We start from the raw sequence: 19,921 nt of genomic DNA, 5'->3' as shown, positions 1-19,921 counted from the left end.
CGTTCACGCGTCCACCACAACCAGGTTGTACAACCTAGTTATAGATGGCTTGACCGTTCATTTCACATATTTCCCTTGCCCCGCTGCCGACCCGACTGCCATCCTCCACGCCGTGCCCACTTTCACCGCGCCCGACGGAACCCTGCTCGCCTACCGCGTACTCGGAGACGGCGACCCGCTCGTCTGCGTCCCCGGGGGTCCTGCGGACTCCCTCTACCTCGGCGACCTCGGCGGTCTGTCCGCGCATCGCCGGCTGATCGTCCCGGACCTTCGGGGCACCGGCCGGTCGGCCGTTCCCGAAGACGCCTCCTCCTACCGCTGCGACCGCCTCGCGGAGGACGTCGAGGCCCTGCGGGAACACCTGGGACTCGCCGTGATGGACCTGCTCGCCCACTCCGCCGGCGCGAACATCGCGACGCAGTACGCGGCCCGCCGCCCGGCGAACGTCGGCAGACTCGCCCTGATCACTCCCGGCACCCGGGCCGTCGGCATCCCGATCACCGGAGAGACGCGACGCGAGCTCGCCCGGCTCCGCCGCAAGGAGCCGTGGTTCCCATCGGCCTTCGCCGCCCTGGAGGCCGTCAACGACGGCACGGGCAGCGACTGGGAGGCCATCGCCCCCTTCCGCTACGGCCGGTGGGACACTGCGGCCCGGCGGCACCACGCGGCCGGCCGGCCGGACAACATGCAGGCCGTCACCCTGTTCGCGGCCGAGGGCGCGTTCGACCCGCAGGGCACCCGTGCGGCGCTCGCCGCCTGCGAGGTCCCGGTCCTGCTGCTCGCCGGGGAGTTCGATCTGAACAGCCCGCCTCCGGCGGTCACCGAGTTCGGCCGGCTGTTCCCCGACTCCACGCTCGTCGTGCAGCCGGGAGCGGGCCACTACCCCTGGCTCGACGACGCCGCCCGGTTCGTGGCGACCACCTCGGCCTTCCTGCGCCCGGGCGGCTGAGACCCGGTCGCGCGCTCACGCCGACGTGGGACGCGCGTCAGCCCGTGCCGATGACGAGGTCCGCCCGGTCACGTCCCGGGGCGATGAGGCGGGCGTTGGCCTCGTCCGAACGGGCCACCCAGGCGCGCGCGTCGGCGTGCTCCCTGCCGTGGCGCACGTGCCGCTCGACCAGCCGCCGGATCCGCAGGGCGTCGTCGGGGGCGAGGTACCACGCCTCGTCGAGCAGGTGCCGCACCCGCGCCCACTCCCCCTCGTCGTGCAGCAGGTAGTTCCCCTCGGTGATCACCAGGGGTACGGCGGGACCGACGGCGATGCTTCCGGCGATCGGCTCGTCGAGCGAGCGGTCGAAGGCCGGCGCGTAGACCGTAGCCCCGTCCGGTTCGCGCAGCCGGCGCAGCAGGGCGGTGTACCCGGCCGCGTCGAAGGTGTCGGGGGCACCCTTCCGGTGGGCCCGGCCCAGCCGTTCGAGCTCGGTACGGGCGAGGTGGAACCCGTCCATCGGCACCACGACGGCCAGCGCCGGCCCCAGCTCCCCGGCCAGCCGCCCGGCCAGCGTCGATTTCCCGGCCCCGGGCTGCCCGGCGATCCCGAGGACCCGTCGGCCACCCGGGCCGCACCGGCCGGCCAGGGTGCGGGCCCGCACTACGAGTTCCGTCGTCTCCACGTCCGTATCCTGCCCGACAGCGCGTCCGGGCGGGGGCCCGGGCGGGGTTCAGGCGGGCCGCCAGCCGGGGTCCCGGCCGGTGGCGGCCAGCAGCGTGTCGAACCCGGAGGCGTCCGGAGCGACCTGCTTCGGCTCGTCGAACATCCCCGCGTCGCGTGCGGCCGGAGCCATGTCCCCGATCACCCCGGACAGGACCTCCACGCCCGCCGGATCGGGGGTGAAGTCCTGCCCGGTGGCGCGCGCGACGTCCCATGCGTGGACGGTCATGTCGAGCAGCACGAGGGTCCCGACGAAGCGGGCGGGCTGGTGCATCCCGCCGGTGGTCCCTTCTTCGGCGCCGGGCTCGCCCCACGCCGCGACCAGCCGGCCGGTCTCCTCGGCGAACAGCTCGCGCCAGTCGCCCGTACTCAGGCGGTCCGGCTCCTCCCCGAAGCTGCTGGGCTGCTTCCGGGCGAGCCGGGTGAAGTTCACGACGACGTCGAGGAGGTGGTCGAGCAACTCCCGTACGTCATAACCGGCGCAGGGCGTCGGATCACCGAGCTGCTCCTCCCGGACGGCCCGCACGACGGGCACGGCCCGCGCGGCGGCCGCGCCGAGCAGAGAGCTGATGCTGCTGTTGTCCATGCGCCGACCGTAGGTCCCGGGCCGGCTCCCGACGGGGAGCCTCGCCCGGCCCGCCCCGCTCCCGGCCGTCAGGTTGCCGCCGATCGCGGGAAACGTGCCACACTCCCCGCATGCCGCCTTTCGTGACGATCGCCGCCTACGCACCGCCCGGCGTCGGAATGCTGGCGGTCGGTGTCGTCGCCGAGGTGTTCGGCGAGCGTGCGGGCCTGCCCCCCTTCGACTTCGCCCTGTGCAGCGACCGGCCCGGGCCGGTGTCCACCGACGTCGGCGTGGCGGTCGCGGTCGAGTACGGCCTGGAGCGGATGGCCTCCGCGGATCTGGTGATCGCCCTGCCCTGGGCCGATTTCCGGACGCCGCCCGCGCCCGCCGTACTGCAGGCGCTGTCCGCCGCCCACGACCGCGGCGCCCTGGTCGCGGCGCACTGTGTCGGTACCTACGCGCTCGCCGCAGCCGGACTGCTCGACGGGCGGCGGGCCACCACGCACTGGCGGTTCGCCGAACTCCTCTCCCGCCGCCATCCGGAGGTCACCGTCGACCCCCACGCCCTCTACGTCGACGAAGGCCGCGTCATCACGGGCGCGGGGGCAGCCGCGGGCTTCGACCTCTGCCTCCATCTGCTCAGGCGGGAGCACGGCGCGGCGACGGCCAACGCCATCGCGCGCGACCTCGTGCTGCCCTCGCACCGTGAGGGAGGGCAGGCGCAGTACCTCGCCGCCCCCGTCCCCGAGGACGCGCAGGACGAACGCCTCACCGAAGTCCTCGACTGGGCCCGCCAGCACCTCCACGAGCGGCTTCCCGTCGCGGAGCTGGCCCGGCGGGCCGTGATGAGCAAGCGCTCCTTCGCACGCCGCTTCACGGCCGCGACCGGCACGACCCCGCACGCGTGGCTGGTCAATCTGCGGCTGAGCCGCGCCGAAGAGCTGCTGGAGACCACCGATCTCCCCGTCGAGGAGATCGCCCGCACGGTGGGTTACACGAGCGCCGCCGTCCTGCGGGAACAGTTCGTGCGCCGCCGCGGGGTGCCGCCCCGCTCCTACCGCCGCTCCTTCACGCGCACCCCGTAGCGAGCCCCGCGTTGATCCTTGCATGAGCAAGCAGATACCGTGGCGCAATGGAAGTGCCCCTGGAATCTGGGGAGTTGTCCTCTCCCCCCGCCGATGACGCCGAGGACGACCGCTGGTGCATGGCGGTGCGGCTGCTGGGCCGGATGGAACGTCAGCTCGACGACGTCCTGCAACGGCGACACGCCCTCCCGCTCTCCGAATACCGGGCCATGTGCGCGTTGAGCCGACCGGAGAGCGGCGGTGGCCTGAGAATGGGCGAACTGGCCGAGCGCATCGGGATGAAGGACAGCTCGACCACCCGCCTGATCGCCCGGCTGGAGGCCCAGGGACTGGCCGAACGGACCCCCGGCACCGGCGACGGCCGCGCCGTGACCGCCACCGTCACCGACGCCGGGCGGGAACGGTACGCGGCGGCCACGTCCACCTACCGGGCCGCCCTGGGCGCCGAACTCGACGCGGCCCGGGCCAACGTCCATCTCGCCGACCTCGCCGAATGGGTCCGTAACGGAGAGACCCGTCCGCTGCCCGACCACGGGAGTCCGCATGGCAACAGTGACCGACCACTATGAAGACCTGCTCGCCGACCAGTACACCTGGATGCTCGGAGGTGACATCGCCTCGCTCGCGCAGGAGCAGGCGGCGCTGCTGCGCGGCCTCGGCCTGTCACCCGGCGGTCCCGTCGGGGACACCGCCATCGACCTCGGCTGCGGTCCCGGCGCCCAGTCCCTGGCCCTGGCCCGTCTCGGCTTCCGGTCCGTCAGCGCCGTCGACACCAGCAAGAAGCTGCTGGAGGAACTCATCGGGCACGCCGGTCAGGACTCACCGATCCGTCCGGTCCACGCCGACATCCGTACCGCCCTGCCGCACATCGCCGCCGCCGGGACGGTGGCCGCCGTCGTCTGCATGGGGGACACCCTTCCGCATCTCCCGGCCGCCTCCGACGTGACGGCGCTGCTCGGTGACGTACGGAGCGCCCTCGCTCCGGGCGGCCACCTGGTGATCACCTATCGCGACCTCACGAGGCCGCTGGAGGGAACCGGCCGGTTCCTGCCCGTGCGCAGCGCCGAGGACCGGCTGCTGACCTGTTTCCTGGAGTACGTCGACGAGGACACCGTGATGGTCCACGACCTGCTCCACACCCGGGTGGACGGCGAGTGGACCCTGCGGACCAGCAGCTACCCGAAGCTGCGGATCGGCGCCGACTGGCTGGCCGGTCAATGCCGTTCCGCGGGACTGGAGGTCGCCCACGACGCCGCGGGTGCACGGGGTATGCACGTGCTCCACGCCCGTAAACCGTGACGGGGCCGCACCCGCATCACCGAACGGGCACGACCTCACGACCTCACACCCACACGCACACGCACACGTCGCACACGGCCGCACGACCGCACGACCACGGTGGGTCGGTCAGGAATGGAGCAACACGTGGAAAGCATCAGCCGTACCGCGCTCGTCGAGGACCTGATGGGGCGCTTCCCGCACGTCCCGCGGGAAGCCGTGGTCAAGGAGGACCTCCTGCGCGGCGGCATGGCCTTCGACGAGTCCGCGCTCAGCGGCACCGCCGACGGGGCGTCCGGCGACGTCAAGCCGAAGTCGTACTTCATCTTCTCCTTCGACCACCGCACGCTGCCGGAGCTCGGTGCGGCCGCGCTGAACCGGCCGCCCGAGGAGATCGTGCTCACGGGCGGCCCGTACGGGCTGCGCCGCACCGTGGTGTCCGTACGGGTCAATCCGGACTCCCCGTACGTCGTGCGGGGCGGCGAGGACGGCACGCTCGGGCTGTACCTGGACGGCGCGCGGATCGCGGACGTCGGGCTGCCGCCGATGCCGGAGTACTACCGGCACACGCTGTCGAACGGCAAGTCGGTGATGGAGGTGGCGCCGACCATCCAGTGGGGCTACCTCGTCTACCTGACGGTCTTCCGGGTGTGCCAGTACTTCGGGGCCAAGGAGGAGTGCCAGTTCTGCGACATCAACCACAACTGGCGCCAGCACAAGGCGGCCGGACGGCCCTACACCGGGGTGAAGCCGGTGGAGGAGGTGCTGGAGGCCCTGGAGATCATCGACCGTTACGACACGGCCGGCACCTCCCGCGCGTACACCCTCACGGGCGGCTCGATCACCTCCCAGGTGGCCGGCCGCGACGAAGCCGACTTCTACGGCCACTACGCGAAGGCCATCGAGGAGCGCTTCCCGGGCCGGTGGATCGGCAAGGTCGTGGCCCAGGCGCTGCCGCGCGAGGACGTGCAGCGCTTCCACGACCACGGCATCCGGATCTACCACCCCAACTTCGAGGTGTGGGACCGCCGGCTGTTCCAGCTGCACTGCCCGGGCAAGGAACGCTACGTCGGCCGGGACGAGTGGCACCGCAGGATCCTGGACTCCACCGAGGTGTTCGGTCCGCGCAATGTGATCCCCAACTTCGTGGCGGGCATCGAGATGGCCGAGCCCTTCGGGTTCACGAAGGTGAGCGAGGCGATCGAGTCGACCGCCGAGGGCCTGCGGTTCTTCATGTCGAACGGGGTCGTTCCACGCTTCACGACCTGGTGCCCGGAACCGACGACGCCCCTGGGCAAGGCCAATCCGCAGGGTGCGCCGCTCGAATACCACATCCGGCTGCTGGAGACCTACCGGGCGACGCTCGAGGAGTACGGCCTCAGCTCCCCGCCCGGCTACGGCCCGGCCGGTCCCGGCCGTGCCGTGTTCTCGGTCAGCTCGTTCATGGACAGCCTGGAGGGACTCGACGGGACGGTGTCCTGACCGGCCCGTTCCTCGACCGGCCCCGGCCGCTTCCTGACGGCGGCCGGGCCGCGCCCCGAGCCCTCGGGTTGAGGCTTCGTCCCACCGGCGTAGCGTGGAGTGTGAGGCAGTCCGGCGGCGGGCGAGGTACGGGGCCGGCCATCCGCGCGGAAGCGGGCAGGGCCGGCTACACACCGCACACCAGGAGCGATCGCCATGAGCAAGGCCTCGATCGAGCAGCTGCGGGAACGCGTACGCGGGGCGGTCGTCGCCCCGGGGGACGACGCCTACGACGAGGCGCGCAAGGTCTACAACGCGATGATCGACAAGTCGCCGGCCGTCGTCGTGCGCTGCGCCAACGCGGGTGACGTGATGGCCTCGGTCGACTTCGCCCGGGAGAACGGGCTCGACCTCGCGGTCCGTGGCGGCGGGCACAGCGTGCCCGGCTTCGGCACCTGCGACGGCGGCGTGGTGGCCGATCTGTCCGGGATGCGAGGCGTCCGGGTCGATCCCGCGCGGCAGACCGCGCGGGCGGAGGGCGGTGCGACCTGGGGCGACTTCAACGCGGCGACGCACGCCTTCGGTCTGGCCACGACGGGCGGGATCATCTCCACCACGGGTGTCGGCGGCCTCACCCTCGGCGGCGGCATCGGCTACCTGTCCCGTGGACTGGGCCTCAGCTGCGACAATCTGATCTCGGCCGACGTGGTGACCGCGGACGGCCGGCTGCTCGTCGCGAGCGAGGAGGAGAACCAGGACCTCTTCTGGGCCCTGCGCGGTGGGAGCGGCAACTTCGGCGCGGTGACGTCCTTCGAGTTCCGGCTCAGCCCGGTCAAGGACATCTACGGCGGGCCGATCCTCTACGAGATGGACGACGCCGCGACCGTCCTGCGTTCCTTCCGCGACCTCATCGCCGACGCGCCGGAGCAACTCGGCGGGTTCCCCGCCTTCCAGATCGCCCCGCCGCTCCCGTTCATCCCGGAGGACCGGCACGGCGACGTATTCATCCTGATCGCGTCGTGCTGGTCCGGCCCCCTCGACGAGGGCGAGCGCGCCCTCCGGCCGTTCCACGACATCGCGCCGGTGGTCGCCGAGCACGTCGGCCCCATGCCGTATCCGGCACTCAACAGCGCTTTCGACGCACTCGTACCGCCGGGCCTCCAGCACTACTGGAAGGCCAACTTCGTGACCGAGCTGAGCGACGCCGCGATCGAGGCGCATCTCGTGCACGCGCCGCGGCTGCCTGCGGTGAACTCGACCGTGCACATCTATCCCATCAACGGCGCCTGCCACCGCGTCGCACCGGACGCGACGGCCTTCGCCTACCGCGACGCCACGTTCGCCACCGTCATCGCGGGGATGTGGCCCGACCCCGCGGACAACGAGGCCAACACCGCCTGGGTCCGCGACTACTACGAGGCGACCGCCCCGCACTCGGAGGAGGGCGGGTACGTCAACTTCATGGCGGACGACGACCAGGACCGCATCAGGGCCAACTACAAGGGCAACTACGAGCGGCTCGTGCAGGTCAAGCGGACCTACGATCCGGGCAACCTGTTCCACCTCAACCAGAACATCAAGCCCTAGAACGAACAACTTGTTTCAGCCAGAACCCTTGTTGTCTGGCTGAAACAAGTGCCATGCTGTGCCAGCGGCGATCTCCTCTACTCCCCCGTGGAGAGGTCCACGGCCCCGCCTGAGCCCCCGCTGGGCGGGGCCGGCCGCGCCCACAGCGGTCGGTGGCGGCCTCTCGCACCAACTCCCCGCGAACCCGGTCGACTTCACGGACCCCCCGAACACGCGCATCACACTGCGTGATGATCGTCGTGCCGGTCGTGACGTTGTGTGTCAGGCTGGGGGCCCGATTCGTGTGAGGAGCCTCCGCCGTGCTGGAACGCAAGCTGCGCAAGGACCGTACCGAGGTCACCCACCGGCAGCCCGGAACCCATCCGCTCCCCCGCGAGGACGGCAGGCGCGCGGTGACCGCCGGGCTGCCGGGCGAGCGCGCCCACTCCTCGCGGTACCTGGCCGCCGGCGACTACTGGTTCGACGACGACACCGCCGGCGGCCAGAACGGCCCCGACAGCCGCCTGTTGACCTGACCCCCCGCCCTCAAGCCGGAACCCGGCGCCGCCCCGGCAGCAGCGACGCGAGGTGGCGGGCGGTGTCGCGGGTACGGCGCGGTACGCGGTGGCCGTGCTCGACGAGCCGGGCCGCGTGGCCCATCGCGCGCAGCGCGCGCCCCGAGCCGACGGCCGGTACGGCGCCCATCAGCGTCGCCATGGCCGTTTCGGCCTCGCGCCGGTCGCCGGCTCCGGCCAGGACCCGGGCCGGTTCGGCGGCGAACAGCACACGGTAGGCGGGGCCGTCGTCGCCGGCGTGTGCCGCGCCGTGGAGGAGCGCGGCCGCCCGGTCCGGTTCCCCGGCGCGGCCCGCGCCAGTCCGTGGTGACCGTCGAGCTCCGGCTGGTCGAACCACCGGGCCCAGGCGGGGGTCCCGGTCCGTGGGACCGTCCTTGAGCAACTGGGCGGCCGTGTCCAGGGACCTCAGGGCCTGCGGTCCACGCCCCGTGCGGGCCGGGACGGACGAGGCGATCCACAGCGAGCGGCCGGGACGGCCGAGGCGTTCCTCCCGCATGCAGAGGATTGCGAGGATCAGCGGTCGGACGGGGGGCCGGCCCCGGTCCGTCGCGGCCACCCCGGGCCGGTCCCAGTGCCCGGAGGTGGAGGCGGTACGAGACGCCGTGCCGCTCGGCGTCGAAGGTGTTGAAGGTGTTGAAGGTGTTCCAGGCGGCGACCTGCCCGTTGCCTCCCACGGGATTCACCCCGCCCTCGGCCGGGCCAGTGCGGCGAGGGCGGCCCCGCCCACGAGGGCCAGGGCCGCTGCCACCCGTAGGACGGCCTCAGTCGCGGAGCCGTCGGCGGCCGCATCGGTGGCCGAGCCGCTGACCGCTTCGAGCGCGGTGGACGCCACGGCGACCGCCACGGCCCCGAGCAGCACCATCGAGGTCAGGACGAAGCCGGACGCCGCCGCGAGGCGGGAGGCCGGGACGTAGGACTGGGTCGCCACCTGGGTCAGCGCCCAGCCCAGGCCCACCCCGATGCCGACGAGGGCGAAGACCGCCGTGTACAGGGCGAGGGGCGTGGCCCAGGTGAGGGCGAACAGGCTGACTCCGCTCAGCAGCATGCCGGCCGCCATGAGCGATTCCGGCCGCCATCGCCGGGCCAGCGCGCCCGACCAGTAGCTGGCCGCCCCGGCACCACCGGACAGCGCGAGGAACACCAGCCCCGACTCCAGGGGCGAAAGCCCGCGGGCCTGCTGGAGGTACAGCGCGGACAGCACCGCTACCAGGCAGTACACGACGTTGGACACGGAACCGGCGGCCGTTACCAGGACGAACGGGCCGTTCCGCAGCAACCCGAGGTCCAGCAGGGGCTCGTCGGTCCTGCCCTCGATCACGGCGAAGGCCGCCAGGAGCGCGGCGCCACCGGTCAGACACAGCAGGGTGGGCGGCGAGGCCCATCCCCAGTGCGCGCCCTGGTCCACCGCGAGCATGATGCCGGTGATCCCGACCGCGAGCGTGACGACGCCGGGGATGTCGAGTCCGCGCACCGCCTGCTCGTCACGCGTCTCCGTCACGAAGCGCAGCATCAGCGCGGCGGCCAGGACGCAGACGGGCACGTTCAGCAGGAAAACGGCGCGCCAGCTCACGTGCTCGGCGAACGCGCCGCCCACGAAGGGTCCCAGCGCGATCCCGATGGCACTGAACGCGAGCACCGTGGCCACCGCCCGGCCCTGGCGGTCGTCGCGGAAGTGCGCGGTCACGACGGCGACGGCCACGGGGAAGACGAACGCCGCCGCGGCGCCCTGCACGACCCGGCCGGCGATCAGCCAGCCCACGTTCTGGGCGGCGCTGCACGCCACGGACAGCACGGCGAAGCCCACCAGACCGCCCACGAGCACCCGGCGCCTGCCCAGCAGATCGGCGGCCCGGCCGCCGACGATCATCAGCGCGCCCAGCGCCAGCATGTAGCCGCTCACCAGCCACTGCAGGTCGGTCGCCGGTGTGCCGAACTCGTCGGCGATCACCGGGATCATCAGGTTGAGGGCGAACCAGTCCATCTCCACCAGCAGCATGGAGAGGGCCGCCGCCGCGATCACGGCGCGCTCCCGCGTGGTGAAGAGGCCCGGGCTCGCCTTGGTCACGGAGGTCATGGCGGCCCGTCCGTTCGATGCGGCACGTATTCATGATCCCCCGCGTCCGTCGTTTCGGCACCGGGTGAGCAAAAGGAGCGTGCGGCTGCCTTCCGTGTCAGCGTGGTGGAGCACGAACCCCTTCCACACGCATCCGAGGAGTCACTTCATGGGCGGTAGCAAGGCCAAGCGCCAGGAGCCGGGCAAGGGCCGCGAGGAGCAGGAGCGCATGATGCGCCCCGGCCAGGACCCGGTTCACCCCGAACCGAGCCGGCCCACCCCCGGTGGGAAGGGGCCCGACGAGATCAGCCGTCGGCGCGAGGAAGACCGGATGCGCGACAAGGACGACATGAACGACGAGGACATCTGACCGGAGTTCCCGTCGCCGCACGCACGCAGCCGCCCGGCCGGGCCGCGGTCACCCGGCCGGGCGGCGGTCGTCCGGGCGGGCGGCGGTCGTCCGGGCGGTGGTCGTCCGGACGGTCCGCCGTCTCCGCCACCGCCGTCTCCGCCGCCGCTCACACGCCTATCGCGCCGTCGATCCGCTCGCGCAGCAGGTCAGCGTGTCCGTTGTGCCGGGCGTACTCCTCGACCAGGTGGATGAGGACCCACCGCAGCGACACCCTGCCGCGCCACGCGTCGTCGCCCTCGACGTCGAGGTCGGGCGTCCCCGCGACGAAGCGGTCGGCGAACGCCACTTCGGCCCTCCACGCCTCCCAGGCCGCGCGGACCGCCTCGGCGTCGCCGTCGCCGGACCGCGCCCCGTCGAAATCCCCGTCGGGATCGGCCTGCGAGGAGAACAGCGGAGCCACGTCCTGCCGGGCCAGGACCTGCCGGAACCAGCGGCGCTCCACATCGGCGAGGTGGCGGACCAGGCCGAGCAGCGAGAGCGTCGACGGTTCCACCGACCGCCGGGACAGCTCGGTGTCCAGGCCGGCGCACTTCATCTCCAGGGTCGCGCGCTGGTCCGCCAGGAAACCGGCCAGCATGCTCCGCTCATCCCCGGTCGCGGGGCCGCGGAACCGGCCGTCCTTCTCGGGGTCGACGAAGAATTCGGCTCTGCTGCGTGGGGTCGTCATGGCGGGAGACTAGCGAGACCGTGGCCGACGTCTTTACCGGGGGACGCGTCGCGCGGTGCTCCGCCGATTTGCGGTGGACCCGTATCCGGTGTTGTTTCGAAGTAGGTGCGTACGTGGTTTCCGTCTCCCCTCGGTCTGGGGGTGTACCACCGTGTTCTTCGCCGATCGCGCGGACGCCGGCTGGCGCCTGGCCCCAGTACTCCGTCACCTGGCGCGGGAAGGCCCCGTCGTCCTGGGGCTGCCGCGCGGCGGGGTCCCGGTGGCCTTCCAGGTGGCGCAGGCCCTCGGAGCCCCGCTCGATGTGATCGTGGTCCGCAAGCTCGGGGTGCCGTACCACCGCGAGCTGGGATTCGGTGCCATCGGCGAAGGCGGCGTACGCGTCATCAGCGAGGACATCGTGGCCCGCAGCCGGGTCCGCAGGGAGGACCTGGCGGCGGTCGAGCGCGTCGAGGAGGCGGAACTCGCACGGCAGGCCGCGAAGTTCCGCGCCGGCCGGCAGCGGGTGCCGCTCGCCGGCCGGACGGTGATCGTCGTCGACGACGGGATCGCGACCGGCGCCACGGCCGCCGCGGCCTGCCAGGTGGTACGGGAGATGGGCGCGGCGCGCGTGGTGCTGGCCGTGCCGGTGGCGCCACCGGACGCGGTCGCCTGGCTGCGCACCGTCGCGGACGAGGTCGTGTGCCTGTCCACGCCCCCTGGGTTCTCCGCCGTCGGGGAGTGGTACCAGGACTTCTCCCAGACCTCCGACGACGAGGTCGTCTCCCTTCTGGCACGCGCGGCGGACCGCTCCGCGCCCCGCGAGGCGGAGGTGGTGGTGGACGCCGGCGGCGTCGGGCTGGCCGGTGACCTCGTCCTGCCGCAGGACGTCGGGGCCGTCGTCGTCTTCGCCCACGGCTCCGGGAGCGGCCGCCGCAGCCCGCGCAACCGGTCGGTGGCTGCGGCCCTGCGGCAGGCGGGCCTGGGCACCCTGCTCTTCGACCTGCTCACACCGCAGGAGGAGGCCGACCGGGCGAACGTCTTCGACATCGAGACCTTGGCCCGGCGGCTGACGGAGACCACGGCCTGGCTGCGTCGCCGCGAACACGACCTTCCCATCGGCTACTTCGGGGCGAGCACCGGGGCCGCCGCCGCGTTGTGGGCCGCTTCCGTCGGCCCGGAGGCGAGCGCCGGCGCGGGCTACGGCGCGGGCTCCGACGTGGGCGCCGTGGTCTCCCGCGGGGGCCGTCCCGACCTCGCCGGGTCTCGGCTCGCCGGCGTACGGGCGCCGACCCTCCTCATCGTGGGCGGTCTCGACACGACGGTGCTCGAACTCAACCGACAGGCCCAGGCCCGGCTGCGCTGCGAGAACAGCCTGGAGATCGTCCCCGGAGCCACACACCTGTTCGAGGAGCCGGGTGCGCTGGACGCGGTGGCCGGCCTGGCCCGCGACTGGTTCACGGCGCACCTGCTGTCACGGGCCGGATAGACCCCCGAGCGGGCGGGTGTTCCACGACCGGGGGCCGGCAGGAGACCCGGGGCCGCCCCTGTCGCCCGGCGGGACCGGGCGACAGGGGCGGGCAGGTCAGCGCCGTCGCACGAACGGCGGCGCGGCCCGGATCAGGAGCAGGAGGTGAAGGTCGGGCTGGTGTTGGCTATGTAGAGGGTCGCGCCGCCGGCCGGGTCGTCCTTGACCGGGACGGTGATGGTGTCGTCGGCCTTCCAGGGGAACCCGCGCGCGTCGAACGTCCAGGACCCGGTCACCTTCTTCGCCAGCACGGAGAGGGTGACCCACCCGTACTGCGCGGGCGGGACGGACACCTGGATGGCGTCACCGACGCTCGTGGACCCCTGCCAGACGTTAGTGAACGACAGGCTGGAGCTGATCCTCGTCATCAGTGCCGGGGCGGCGCCCGCGCTGAGGTCCGCCGACAGCTGGGTCGTGATGCCGCTCTGCCAGCCGGTGGTCCTGGTCACCGAGAAGGACTGGGCGACCGCGGAGCCGGAGTTGTTGTACCAGACCGCGGAGGCGCAGACCTTCGGCAGGGGCGCGGCCGGGGCCTCGCTCCCGACCGCCCAGGAGCAGCTCGCGGGGTCCTTCTGGCAGACCCGGGCGCCGTGGTCCACCGCCAGGCCGAAGGCGGCCGCCGAGTTCGTGCTCCAGCGCTGGTTGATGCCGGCGTGGCAGCTGGACTTCCCGGTCCAGGCGTCGTCGTACTGGGCGTTGCCCACGAGGTCGAGGCAGGAGTTGTCGCTCTCGTTGCGGATCATGAACGCGGTGGTGGAGCCGGCCACGGGCTGGAAGTACCACTTCTGGCTCTTCTGACCGCGGCACGTCTGCTGCCGCAGCGCGGGCCAGCTGAGGTCGATGCACTTGCCCGTGGTGCCGTTGACGATGGTGAAGCTGTAGTCCGCCGGGTCGACGTTCAGGTTCCAGGACTGGTGGTAGCCGGGTGCGGAGTTGGTGACGATGTAGGCCCCGTCGTCGCGGGAGCCGTTCTGTACGTCGAGCTGGCGGCCGTTGCTGACGGACTTGAGGCTCACGCACTGGAGCGGGGAGCCGCAGTTCTCGTCCGCGTGGGCCGTGGCCGACGCCAAGGGGGAGGCCATGATGCCCAGGGCGACGCAGCACGTCGCCAGGGCTGCGGCGAGCATGCGCAGGAAGGCCGTCGAGCGTTCCCGCGCGGGGGTCGAGGTCATGGGTGGGTCCTTTCTTGTCGGTCGGGAGGGGTGATCCGATCGGCCGGAGTGAGCGGGGTGAGCGGGGCGACCGGGCTGACCGGATCGCAGGGGACTGTCATGCGGCCGTGCCGGCGGCGAACGCCGATTCCAGGCGCGGCACGTAGTCCACGAGGTCCTGGCTCCAGCAGCCGCTGGTGTGGCCGCCGCGGCAGCCGTCGCCCCAGCCGGAGCCGTTGCCGTAGTTCACGTAGTGGTACGGGAATCCGAGGGCGTCCAGCCGTTCCTTGGTGTGCCGCGCCGCCGACTCGGCCCAGAACTCGAAGTCGGCGGGGTTGCCGTTGCCGCTGCCGGTGTAGACGGCGATGCCCATGCCTTCCAGGGCTGCCATGTGCGCGATGGGATCCGCGGCGTTCCAGCGCCAGTCGGCGTCGAACACCGGATACGGGGTGCCGAAGACGGCGTCGCTGGAGACTGCGGGCCCGAATTCGAGGTTGCAGGTGGGTTCGGAGCTGGAACCGCACAGCGGGGCACCGGCGTTGGTCAGGGTGGCGACGACGGCCGCGCGGGTGACCGCGTGGTTCCTGGACAGGTCGTTGGCGCCGGAGAGGGTGGCGACCTGGTTGAACAGGCCGGGGTGGCGCTGGGCGTAGTGCAGGGCGCCGAATCCACCCATGGACAGGCCCGCGACGGCCCGTCCCTGCTTGCCGGCGACGGTGCGCAGGTTGGCGTCGATGAAGGGGATCACCTGGTTGATGTGGAAGTTCTCCCAGTTCTGCGCCCCCGCGGCGGTCTTCTGGTCGAGCCAGTTGGCGTACCAGCCGCGGCGGCCCCCGTCCGGAATGACCGTGATCATGGACTGGGCTGCCGTGAGCGCGGGGTAGGCCAGCGCGGGGTTGCCGGGGTCGTCGGACGCACCGTGCAGGAAGTAGAGGACCGGGTAGCGCTTCGCGGGGTCGGCCGCGTAGCCGGCGGGCAGCAGGATCCGGATGCGGTGCTCGCCGGCGACCTCGGGCGTGGAGACGGTGACCACGAAGTTGGTCCCGGTGCCCGTCACGGCGGAGACCTGGGTCAGGCCGGACCCGTCCGTCATGGCGGGCGGACCTTGGGGGTCGGCGTGGACGGGCGGAGTGCCCGACAGGAGCACGGCGGCGGCCAGGGCGAAGACCGCCGCCATCGCGCGCGGCAGCCGGGCGGATAACCGCGGTCTGGTCGAGGATGTGCGGGGCGGGTTGTGGGCCATGGGCCGAGTGTGGACCAGACGCCACGTCAATTTGGAGTCTAGTTCTAGAAAATTTTTCTGCTTCTCATGGCCGGAACCACATCGGTCGGGCGTCGGCCCCGGCCCCAGCCGGGGGCCCGTGGCCGGGGCCGCGAGTGAAGAACTCGCGCCCCCGGCCCGGGCGTTGGCGCCTACTGCTTGTTCTTGGCCAGGTCTTCCTGGAACAGCTTCTCGCAGGCGGGGCCGGTGTCCGTGGCAATGAACGAGACCATCAGCAGGGCACCCGCCTTGCCGTGGTGGCTCGCCTTCAGGCTCCAGCCGCTCTTGTCCAGCGTCTTGACGACCGAGACCTGCTGGTCGAGGGTGCGCGATTCCTTCCATCCACCCTTGGTCAGGGCGGCGACCGTGTCGTCGTAGGACTTCTTCGAGTCCGTGGCCTTCTTCGTGTCGGCGGCCCAGGAGACCATGCAGGACTTGAGGGCGGCGGGGACGTCGTCCCCGGCCTTCTCGGCGAAGCCGGCCGCCGTGGCCGCGCCCTCGATCTCCTTCTTCACCGCCGCGGCGTCCAGGGCGCCGGCCGACCCCGCCTTGGCCGGGGCGGAGGAGCCCGCCGGGGGCGCCTCACCCACCTTGCCCTTGTCCGAACCGCCCTCACTGCCACAACCCGCGACCAGCAGCACCGCACCGGCAGCCGCGGCCGCCCACCTCGCCTTGCGCACTTCGTCCCATTCCCGTCTACACGGGGCCCATTGCCCTCGTGATCAAGGAAGAAGTCTGCCACGCGGATCCGCCTGCGCCCCGGCCGCGCGGGGCGGACACAGCGGGCTGCCGGACGGGCACGCGCCGTGCACCCGCGGCGCCCCGTTTCGCCGGCGCCGCATGCCGCTGGCGAAACGGGGCAGGGGCCGACTACGAGATGGGAGAGAACATCATGATCATTCTTGGCGTCATCCTGCTGATCATCGGCTTCCTCACCGGGATCTCCATCCTCTGGACCATCGGCATCATCCTGCTCGTCGTCGGCGCCGTCCTGTGGATTCTGGGAGCCGTCGGCCACGCCGTGGGAGGCCGACGCCACTACTACTGACAGCACGGCTCCTCCCCGTCGCCCGGCGCGCCCCCCGCCGCACCCGGCCCTCAGGCCCGTGCGGCAGGCGCGCCGGTGCGGCCGAGGAGTTCGGCCAGGCCGCGGCGGGTGGCGGCCAGCACGACCCGGTCCTCGGGTTTGAGGACGTAACCGGGGTGCAGCTCCCACGCCAGGCCCTGGCTGGGGTCCGTCCCCTCGCGGGGGAGCGACGCCAGGTCGGGGCGGCGGTCCTCGGGGGACGCGGTGTCGAGGGCGATCACCCGCCAGGCACCCGGGCGGAAGGACTCGGCGATCGTTCGGCCTTCCAGTTGCGGGTGGCCCGCCACGTCGACGACGGCGAAGAGCAGCACCCGGCGTTCCACCGCTATGGCACCCAGGATCTGCCGGCCCATCATCGCCCCGGCGAAGGCGGGCGCGGCCAGATGGGTGACGCTGCGGCTGCGCGTGAGGGCTTCCGGGTGGGCGACGCGCAGGGTGCGGTAGACGGCCGTCGCGAAGTCGTCCTCGTACAGGCGCATGACGACCCGGAGATCGGGCTTCACCCCGCGGGCGTACAGGGCGGCTTCGAGGTTGGTGGTGTCCGAGCTGGTGAGGGCGAGCAGCGCGTGCGCGCGATGGACGCGGGCTCCCTCAAGTACGCCTTCGTCGGTCACGTCGCCGACGACCACGGGCACCCGCAGGCGGCGGGCCAGTGCCACTCCCCGGGCCTGTGGGTCCGATTCCACGCACACCACCGGGATGTCCAGTTCCCGCAGCCGCGCCAGCACCCGGGCGCCGATCTTGCCGAGCCCCAGCAGCACCACGTGCCCGGACAGCCCGCGGGGCGGCCGGCGCAGCACGGTGGCGGTGCGGAACGCCCCCAGCCCTTCGAGCGCGGCGGCCACCAGCACCGGCAGGAGGAGCAGGCCGACGAATCCGGCCAGGATCTGCAGCACCTGCCGCTGGGTGGGGGCCCCGACCGCCGGATCGTTGATCGCGAAGATGTCCAGCAGGGTGACGTACGCGGCGTGCAGGGGGTGGTCGCCGGTGGTCAGCCAGGACGCCACGGCCAGTGCGGTGACGGCCGCCACGACGCCGCCCAGCGACCAGCGCAGTCTCCGGGAGAACAGCGAGGCCACCGGCAGCGACGCCGTTCCGAGCCGTGGCGCCGCCGACGCCGGGCCCGCGTGGGCCACCGCTTCCAGCGCCACGGTGCCGCGTCCCGTGGCGGCCGCCACCGCGCGGTCGTCGGGCAGGAGTTGGAGGCCGCGTTCGCCGCCGAGTACAGAGCTCTCGCTGCCGGCCGGGTCGGTGGACGTCGCGGACAGCAGCGCGAGGGTGCACAGGCCGGGATCGGCGGTCTCGCCCCTGCCGGGTGGCATCCGCTCGACCGCCCGCAGCAGCAGGCCGTCCGCCTGGACCACCTTGCTCGTTCCCGCGACGGCGCTCGCGGCCAGTGCGGGGGCGGCCGTGTCGGCGTCGGACAGCACGGTCGTGGCGGAGTCCCGCTCACGTGGATCGAGCCCCGGTTCGGCGACGATGGCCGCCTGGTCCAGGAGGTCCTCCAAGTGCTGGCCGAGCTTGCGGTTGTAGAGCCGGATCACCAGCCGCAGCCTCGGATTGAGCCGCCGGGCCACCAGGGCGGCCCGTACGTTCCTGTCGTCGTCCTCGTAGACGAGCGCCAGCGCGGCGGCGCCGGCCACCCCCGCGGCGGACAGCACCTCCTCGTCCGGCTCCGCCGCCTCCACGACCTGCGGCCCCTCCGCGAGCGGCTCCCCCGCCACCGCGCGCAGCGCCCTGGCCGACGGGACGCGCCCCCACCGCCCCCGCCGGGCGGTCCGGCCCACCGCGAGCGGTGGCTCGCTCGCGGGCGGCACCACCAGCGTCACCCGTTCCCCGTACGCCTCGCCGAGTTCGGCTGCCAGCCTGCGGGCGAGCCCGTCGTCACCGCACACCACCATCCGGCCCTCGGCGCCCGGGACTTGAAGAACCTGCTGCGGAATCTGCACCGGCTCAGAATGCCTTGCGCTCCCGGCGCCGGTGTGGTCGGCCCCGCGGCGGGCCCGCCGGATCGGCGCCGTCGCCCGCGGCGGGAGGCTCAGCCCCTCGGCGGCCCCGCGGCACGCAGGTCGGCGAGGAGTTCCGCCCGGCCCTCCAGGACACCGGAGAGGATGCCGCGGGCGACCCGCAGGAGCTCGGCGATCCCGGGGCTGGTGAGCGCGTAGTGGACGTGGGACCCCTCGCGGCGGCTGGTCACCAGGTTGGCCCCGCGCAGGACGGCCAGCTGCTGGGACAGGCTCGCGGCCTCCACCCCGGCCTCCGGCAGGATCTCGGCCACGGCGTGCTCGCGTTCGCCGAGGAGCTCCAGGACACGGATGCGGACCGGGTGGCCGAGGGTCTTGAAGAACTCCGCCTTGAGCTGGTAGAGCGGTGCGCTCACCTGGAACCACCTGCCTCGACTGCGCCGGACGCGACGTTTCGCACGCCCTCACGCCCTGCGACCTCCACAACTGCGGATCCGTGCAGCCCCCGGCGCCCCCGGCGCTAGCGAGCCTCAGGCCCACGCGGCGCGCAGTGCGTCGCCATGGGCGGCGAGCCAGGTGCGGAAGTCCTGGAGCGCCGGATTGAGGTCGCGGACGGCGGTGAGGTCTCGGGCCGCGGTGAAGCGGGCCTCGCAGTCGGCGTAGAACTGGAACATGTTCCCCGCTTCGTCGGCACCCGGAAAGCCGAGGGCCCGGTAGGCGTCCGCGGTGACCGGCTGGTACCGCACGGGCTCGCCGAGGGCCTCCGAGAGCGCCGACGCCATGTCGGCGACCTTGAGGTGCTCGCCGGCGATGCTGACGGTGGCGGCGATGAGGTCGGTGTCGCGTTTGAAGACGGCCAGGGCGGTCTTGCCGATGTCGTCCACCGCGATGCCGGAGAGCCTGCTGTCACCCATCGGGAGCACCAGCTCGAGGGCGCCGTCCTGCGCCCGCTGCGGGGCGAACATCCCGAGCAGGTTCTCCCAGTAGAACGTGGTGCGCAGGAAGGTCGTCGGTACGCCCGCTTCGGTGAAGTAGTGGTCGGCCTCCGCCTTGGCGTCGAAGTGCGGCACCTTGTAGTGCTCCTGGAGCGTGGGCATCCGTGGGTCCTCCAGCGGGATGCACTCGCGCGTGTCCTCCAGCGTGGACCAGATCGCGTGCTGGACGCCGGCGTGCGAAGCGGCCCGGGCGAGCGCCAGCGCCTGGGCCTGCTCCCGCTCGGCGGACATGTGCTCCCAGAAGTTGGTGACCAGGTAGGCGCCGTACGCGTGCTCGAAGGCCGGGGCCAGGCTCGCCTCGTCGTCCATGTCGGCCTCGATCACCTCCGCCCCGAGCCGTTCCAGCTCGCGGGCCTTCTCGGAACCCGCGTGGCGGGTCACCGCCCGGATCGCGAACTCGCTCTCCCGGTCCGCCAGGACCGCCCGCACCAGGCCACCGCCCTGCGAGCCGGTCGCACCGAACACCGTGATCGTCTTCTTCTCGCCCATGACCCTTTCTTCGCACACTCTCCGCGTCCGGATCGTCACGCCACGCGGATCCGGGGGCGTGACCCCGTCACGCCGGGCGTGGCGAATCGTTTCTCTGGCTGCCGCAGACACACCCCCCGCGTCCCCCGCGTCCCCCGAGGGGTACGCGGCCCGGGGC

21 protein-coding genes are annotated in these 19,921 nt (G+C 72.6%); 10 read left to right on the top strand and 11 right to left on the bottom strand.

The annotated features are described in order from the left end of the window. Positions 1-112 precede the first annotated feature (112 nt). On the top strand, positions 113-949 hold the full coding sequence (locus ACFCZ1_RS02735; protein ID WP_376676501.1) for an alpha/beta fold hydrolase: 837 nt from the start codon (positions 113-115) through the stop codon (positions 947-949). A 37-nt stretch (positions 950-986) separates the two neighbouring features. Here the strand turns inward: ACFCZ1_RS02735 and ACFCZ1_RS02730 are convergent, their stop codons facing one another. Next, a complete protein-coding gene (locus ACFCZ1_RS02730) occupies positions 987-1,613 on the bottom strand; it encodes a nucleoside/nucleotide kinase family protein (protein WP_376676500.1) in 627 nt (208 codons plus the stop codon). Positions 1,614-1,661: 48 nt separating this feature from the next. Continuing rightward, positions 1,662-2,237 carry a TIGR03086 family metal-binding protein gene (locus tag ACFCZ1_RS02725; RefSeq protein ID WP_376676499.1) on the bottom strand — a complete coding sequence of 192 codons (576 nt, stop codon included), beginning with the start codon at positions 2,235-2,237 and terminating at the stop codon, positions 1,662-1,664. Between the two features lie 110 nt (positions 2,238-2,347). Between ACFCZ1_RS02725 and ACFCZ1_RS02720 the strand changes: the two genes are divergently transcribed. From ACFCZ1_RS02720 to ACFCZ1_RS02695, 6 genes are all read left to right on the top strand, one after another. Continuing rightward, positions 2,348-3,301 (top strand): GlxA family transcriptional regulator, encoded by a 954-nt coding sequence (locus tag ACFCZ1_RS02720; protein WP_376676498.1) that lies wholly within the window; start codon positions 2,348-2,350, stop codon positions 3,299-3,301. A gap of 74 nt (positions 3,302-3,375) precedes the next feature. Beyond that, the gene (locus tag ACFCZ1_RS02715) at positions 3,376-3,870 is read left to right on the top strand and encodes a MarR family winged helix-turn-helix transcriptional regulator (protein WP_376676497.1); all 495 of its coding nucleotides are present in this window, start codon (positions 3,376-3,378) and stop codon (positions 3,868-3,870) included. Then, complete coding sequence (locus ACFCZ1_RS02710) at positions 3,845-4,600, top strand: methyltransferase domain-containing protein (RefSeq protein ID WP_376676496.1); 756 nt, start codon at positions 3,845-3,847, stop codon at positions 4,598-4,600. Before ACFCZ1_RS02715 ends, ACFCZ1_RS02710 begins: the two co-directional genes overlap by 26 nt. Before the next feature lie 126 nt (positions 4,601-4,726). Then, the gene (locus ACFCZ1_RS02705; RefSeq protein ID WP_376676495.1) at positions 4,727-6,061 is read left to right on the top strand and encodes a radical SAM protein; all 1,335 of its coding nucleotides are present in this window, start codon (positions 4,727-4,729) and stop codon (positions 6,059-6,061) included. Between the two features lie 195 nt (positions 6,062-6,256). Beyond that, on the top strand, positions 6,257-7,627 hold the full coding sequence (locus ACFCZ1_RS02700; protein ID WP_376676494.1) for an FAD-binding oxidoreductase: 1,371 nt from the start codon (positions 6,257-6,259) through the stop codon (positions 7,625-7,627). 299 nt (positions 7,628-7,926) lie between these two features. Continuing rightward, the gene (locus tag ACFCZ1_RS02695; RefSeq protein WP_376676493.1) at positions 7,927-8,142 is read left to right on the top strand and encodes a hypothetical protein; all 216 of its coding nucleotides are present in this window, start codon (positions 7,927-7,929) and stop codon (positions 8,140-8,142) included. 10 nt (positions 8,143-8,152) lie between these two features. Here the strand turns inward: ACFCZ1_RS02695 and ACFCZ1_RS02690 are convergent, their stop codons facing one another. Both ACFCZ1_RS02690 and ACFCZ1_RS02685 read right to left on the bottom strand, forming a co-directional pair. Then, a complete protein-coding gene (locus tag ACFCZ1_RS02690; protein WP_376676492.1) occupies positions 8,153-8,677 on the bottom strand; it encodes a hypothetical protein in 525 nt (174 codons plus the stop codon). Between the two features lie 183 nt (positions 8,678-8,860). Then, complete coding sequence (locus tag ACFCZ1_RS02685) at positions 8,861-10,255, bottom strand: MFS transporter (RefSeq protein WP_376676491.1); 1,395 nt, start codon at positions 10,253-10,255, stop codon at positions 8,861-8,863. Positions 10,256-10,403: 148 nt separating this feature from the next. Here ACFCZ1_RS02685 and ACFCZ1_RS02680 point away from each other — a divergent pair, with 148 nt between their 5' ends. Then, complete coding sequence (locus ACFCZ1_RS02680; protein ID WP_376676490.1) at positions 10,404-10,604, top strand: hypothetical protein; 201 nt, start codon at positions 10,404-10,406, stop codon at positions 10,602-10,604. Positions 10,605-10,752: 148 nt separating this feature from the next. On the opposite strand, the gene ACFCZ1_RS02675 is transcribed toward ACFCZ1_RS02680, so the two are convergent. Then, entirely contained in the window at positions 10,753-11,313 is a 561-nt protein-coding gene (locus ACFCZ1_RS02675) for a DinB family protein (protein ID WP_376676489.1), read from the bottom strand. A 151-nt stretch (positions 11,314-11,464) separates the two neighbouring features. On the opposite strand from ACFCZ1_RS02675, the gene ACFCZ1_RS02670 reads away from it, so the two are divergent. After that, positions 11,465-12,778, top strand: coding sequence for a phosphoribosyltransferase family protein (locus tag ACFCZ1_RS02670; RefSeq protein WP_376676488.1), 1,314 nt, complete (start codon positions 11,465-11,467; stop codon positions 12,776-12,778). Between the two features lie 131 nt (positions 12,779-12,909). On the opposite strand, the gene ACFCZ1_RS02665 is transcribed toward ACFCZ1_RS02670, so the two are convergent. From ACFCZ1_RS02665 to ACFCZ1_RS02655, 3 genes are all read right to left on the bottom strand, one after another. Next, positions 12,910-13,989, bottom strand: coding sequence for an RICIN domain-containing protein (locus ACFCZ1_RS02665; RefSeq protein ID WP_376676487.1), 1,080 nt, complete (start codon positions 13,987-13,989; stop codon positions 12,910-12,912). Between the two features lie 97 nt (positions 13,990-14,086). Further along, complete coding sequence (locus ACFCZ1_RS02660; RefSeq protein WP_376676486.1) at positions 14,087-15,145, bottom strand: alpha/beta hydrolase; 1,059 nt, start codon at positions 15,143-15,145, stop codon at positions 14,087-14,089. A gap of 236 nt (positions 15,146-15,381) precedes the next feature. Continuing rightward, on the bottom strand, positions 15,382-15,909 hold the full coding sequence (locus tag ACFCZ1_RS02655) for a hypothetical protein (protein WP_376676485.1): 528 nt from the start codon (positions 15,907-15,909) through the stop codon (positions 15,382-15,384). Between the two features lie 212 nt (positions 15,910-16,121). On the opposite strand from ACFCZ1_RS02655, the gene ACFCZ1_RS02650 reads away from it, so the two are divergent. Further along, entirely contained in the window at positions 16,122-16,277 is a 156-nt protein-coding gene (locus ACFCZ1_RS02650) for a DUF6131 family protein (RefSeq protein WP_376676484.1), read from the top strand. A gap of 50 nt (positions 16,278-16,327) precedes the next feature. On the opposite strand, the gene ACFCZ1_RS02645 is transcribed toward ACFCZ1_RS02650, so the two are convergent. From ACFCZ1_RS02645 to ACFCZ1_RS02635, 3 genes are all read right to left on the bottom strand, one after another. Continuing rightward, a complete protein-coding gene (locus ACFCZ1_RS02645; RefSeq protein WP_376676774.1) occupies positions 16,328-18,217 on the bottom strand; it encodes a potassium channel family protein in 1,890 nt (629 codons plus the stop codon). A gap of 137 nt (positions 18,218-18,354) precedes the next feature. Further along, entirely contained in the window at positions 18,355-18,696 is a 342-nt protein-coding gene (locus ACFCZ1_RS02640; protein WP_376676483.1) for an ArsR/SmtB family transcription factor, read from the bottom strand. Positions 18,697-18,810: 114 nt separating this feature from the next. Continuing rightward, complete coding sequence (locus tag ACFCZ1_RS02635; protein ID WP_376676482.1) at positions 18,811-19,764, bottom strand: NmrA/HSCARG family protein; 954 nt, start codon at positions 19,762-19,764, stop codon at positions 18,811-18,813. Between the last annotated feature and the right edge of the window lie 157 nt (positions 19,765-19,921).

The organism is Streptomyces sp. NPDC056224, assembly GCF_042267665.1.
GTDB lineage: Bacteria > Actinomycetota > Actinomycetes > Streptomycetales > Streptomycetaceae > Streptomyces.
The sequence above is the reverse complement of the archived record's forward strand: the minus strand, read 5'-3'. Positions and strand labels throughout refer to the sequence as shown.

What these genes read in the sequence shown, in the direction of transcription:
- ACFCZ1_RS02685 (WP_376676491.1), bottom strand. Translation starts at nt 10,255, where the DNA reads ATGACCTCCGTGACCAAGGCGAGCCCGGGCCTCTTCACCACGCGGGAG.
- ACFCZ1_RS02725 (WP_376676499.1), bottom strand. Translation starts at nt 2,237, where the DNA reads ATGGACAACAGCAGCATCAGCTCTCTGCTCGGCGCGGCCGCCGCGCGG.
- ACFCZ1_RS02635 (WP_376676482.1), bottom strand. Translation starts at nt 19,764, where the DNA reads ATGGGCGAGAAGAAGACGATCACGGTGTTCGGTGCGACCGGCTCGCAG.
- ACFCZ1_RS02665 (WP_376676487.1), bottom strand. Translation starts at nt 13,989, where the DNA reads ATGACCTCGACCCCCGCGCGGGAACGCTCGACGGCCTTCCTGCGCATG.
- ACFCZ1_RS02690 (WP_376676492.1), bottom strand. Translation starts at nt 8,677, where the DNA reads ATGCGGGAGGAACGCCTCGGCCGTCCCGGCCGCTCGCTGTGGATCGCC.
- ACFCZ1_RS02660 (WP_376676486.1), bottom strand. Translation starts at nt 15,145, where the DNA reads ATGGCGGCGGTCTTCGCCCTGGCCGCCGCCGTGCTCCTGTCGGGCACT.
- ACFCZ1_RS02680 (WP_376676490.1), top strand. Translation starts at nt 10,404, where the DNA reads ATGGGCGGTAGCAAGGCCAAGCGCCAGGAGCCGGGCAAGGGCCGCGAG.
- ACFCZ1_RS02700 (WP_376676494.1), top strand. Translation starts at nt 6,257, where the DNA reads ATGAGCAAGGCCTCGATCGAGCAGCTGCGGGAACGCGTACGCGGGGCG.
- ACFCZ1_RS02710 (WP_376676496.1), top strand. Translation starts at nt 3,845, where the DNA reads ATGGCAACAGTGACCGACCACTATGAAGACCTGCTCGCCGACCAGTAC.
- ACFCZ1_RS02720 (WP_376676498.1), top strand. Translation starts at nt 2,348, where the DNA reads ATGCCGCCTTTCGTGACGATCGCCGCCTACGCACCGCCCGGCGTCGGA.
- ACFCZ1_RS02675 (WP_376676489.1), bottom strand. Translation starts at nt 11,313, where the DNA reads ATGACGACCCCACGCAGCAGAGCCGAATTCTTCGTCGACCCCGAGAAG.
- ACFCZ1_RS02650 (WP_376676484.1), top strand. Translation starts at nt 16,122, where the DNA reads ATGATCATTCTTGGCGTCATCCTGCTGATCATCGGCTTCCTCACCGGG.
- ACFCZ1_RS02645 (WP_376676774.1), bottom strand. Translation starts at nt 18,217, where the DNA reads ATGGTGGTGTGCGGTGACGACGGGCTCGCCCGCAGGCTGGCAGCCGAA.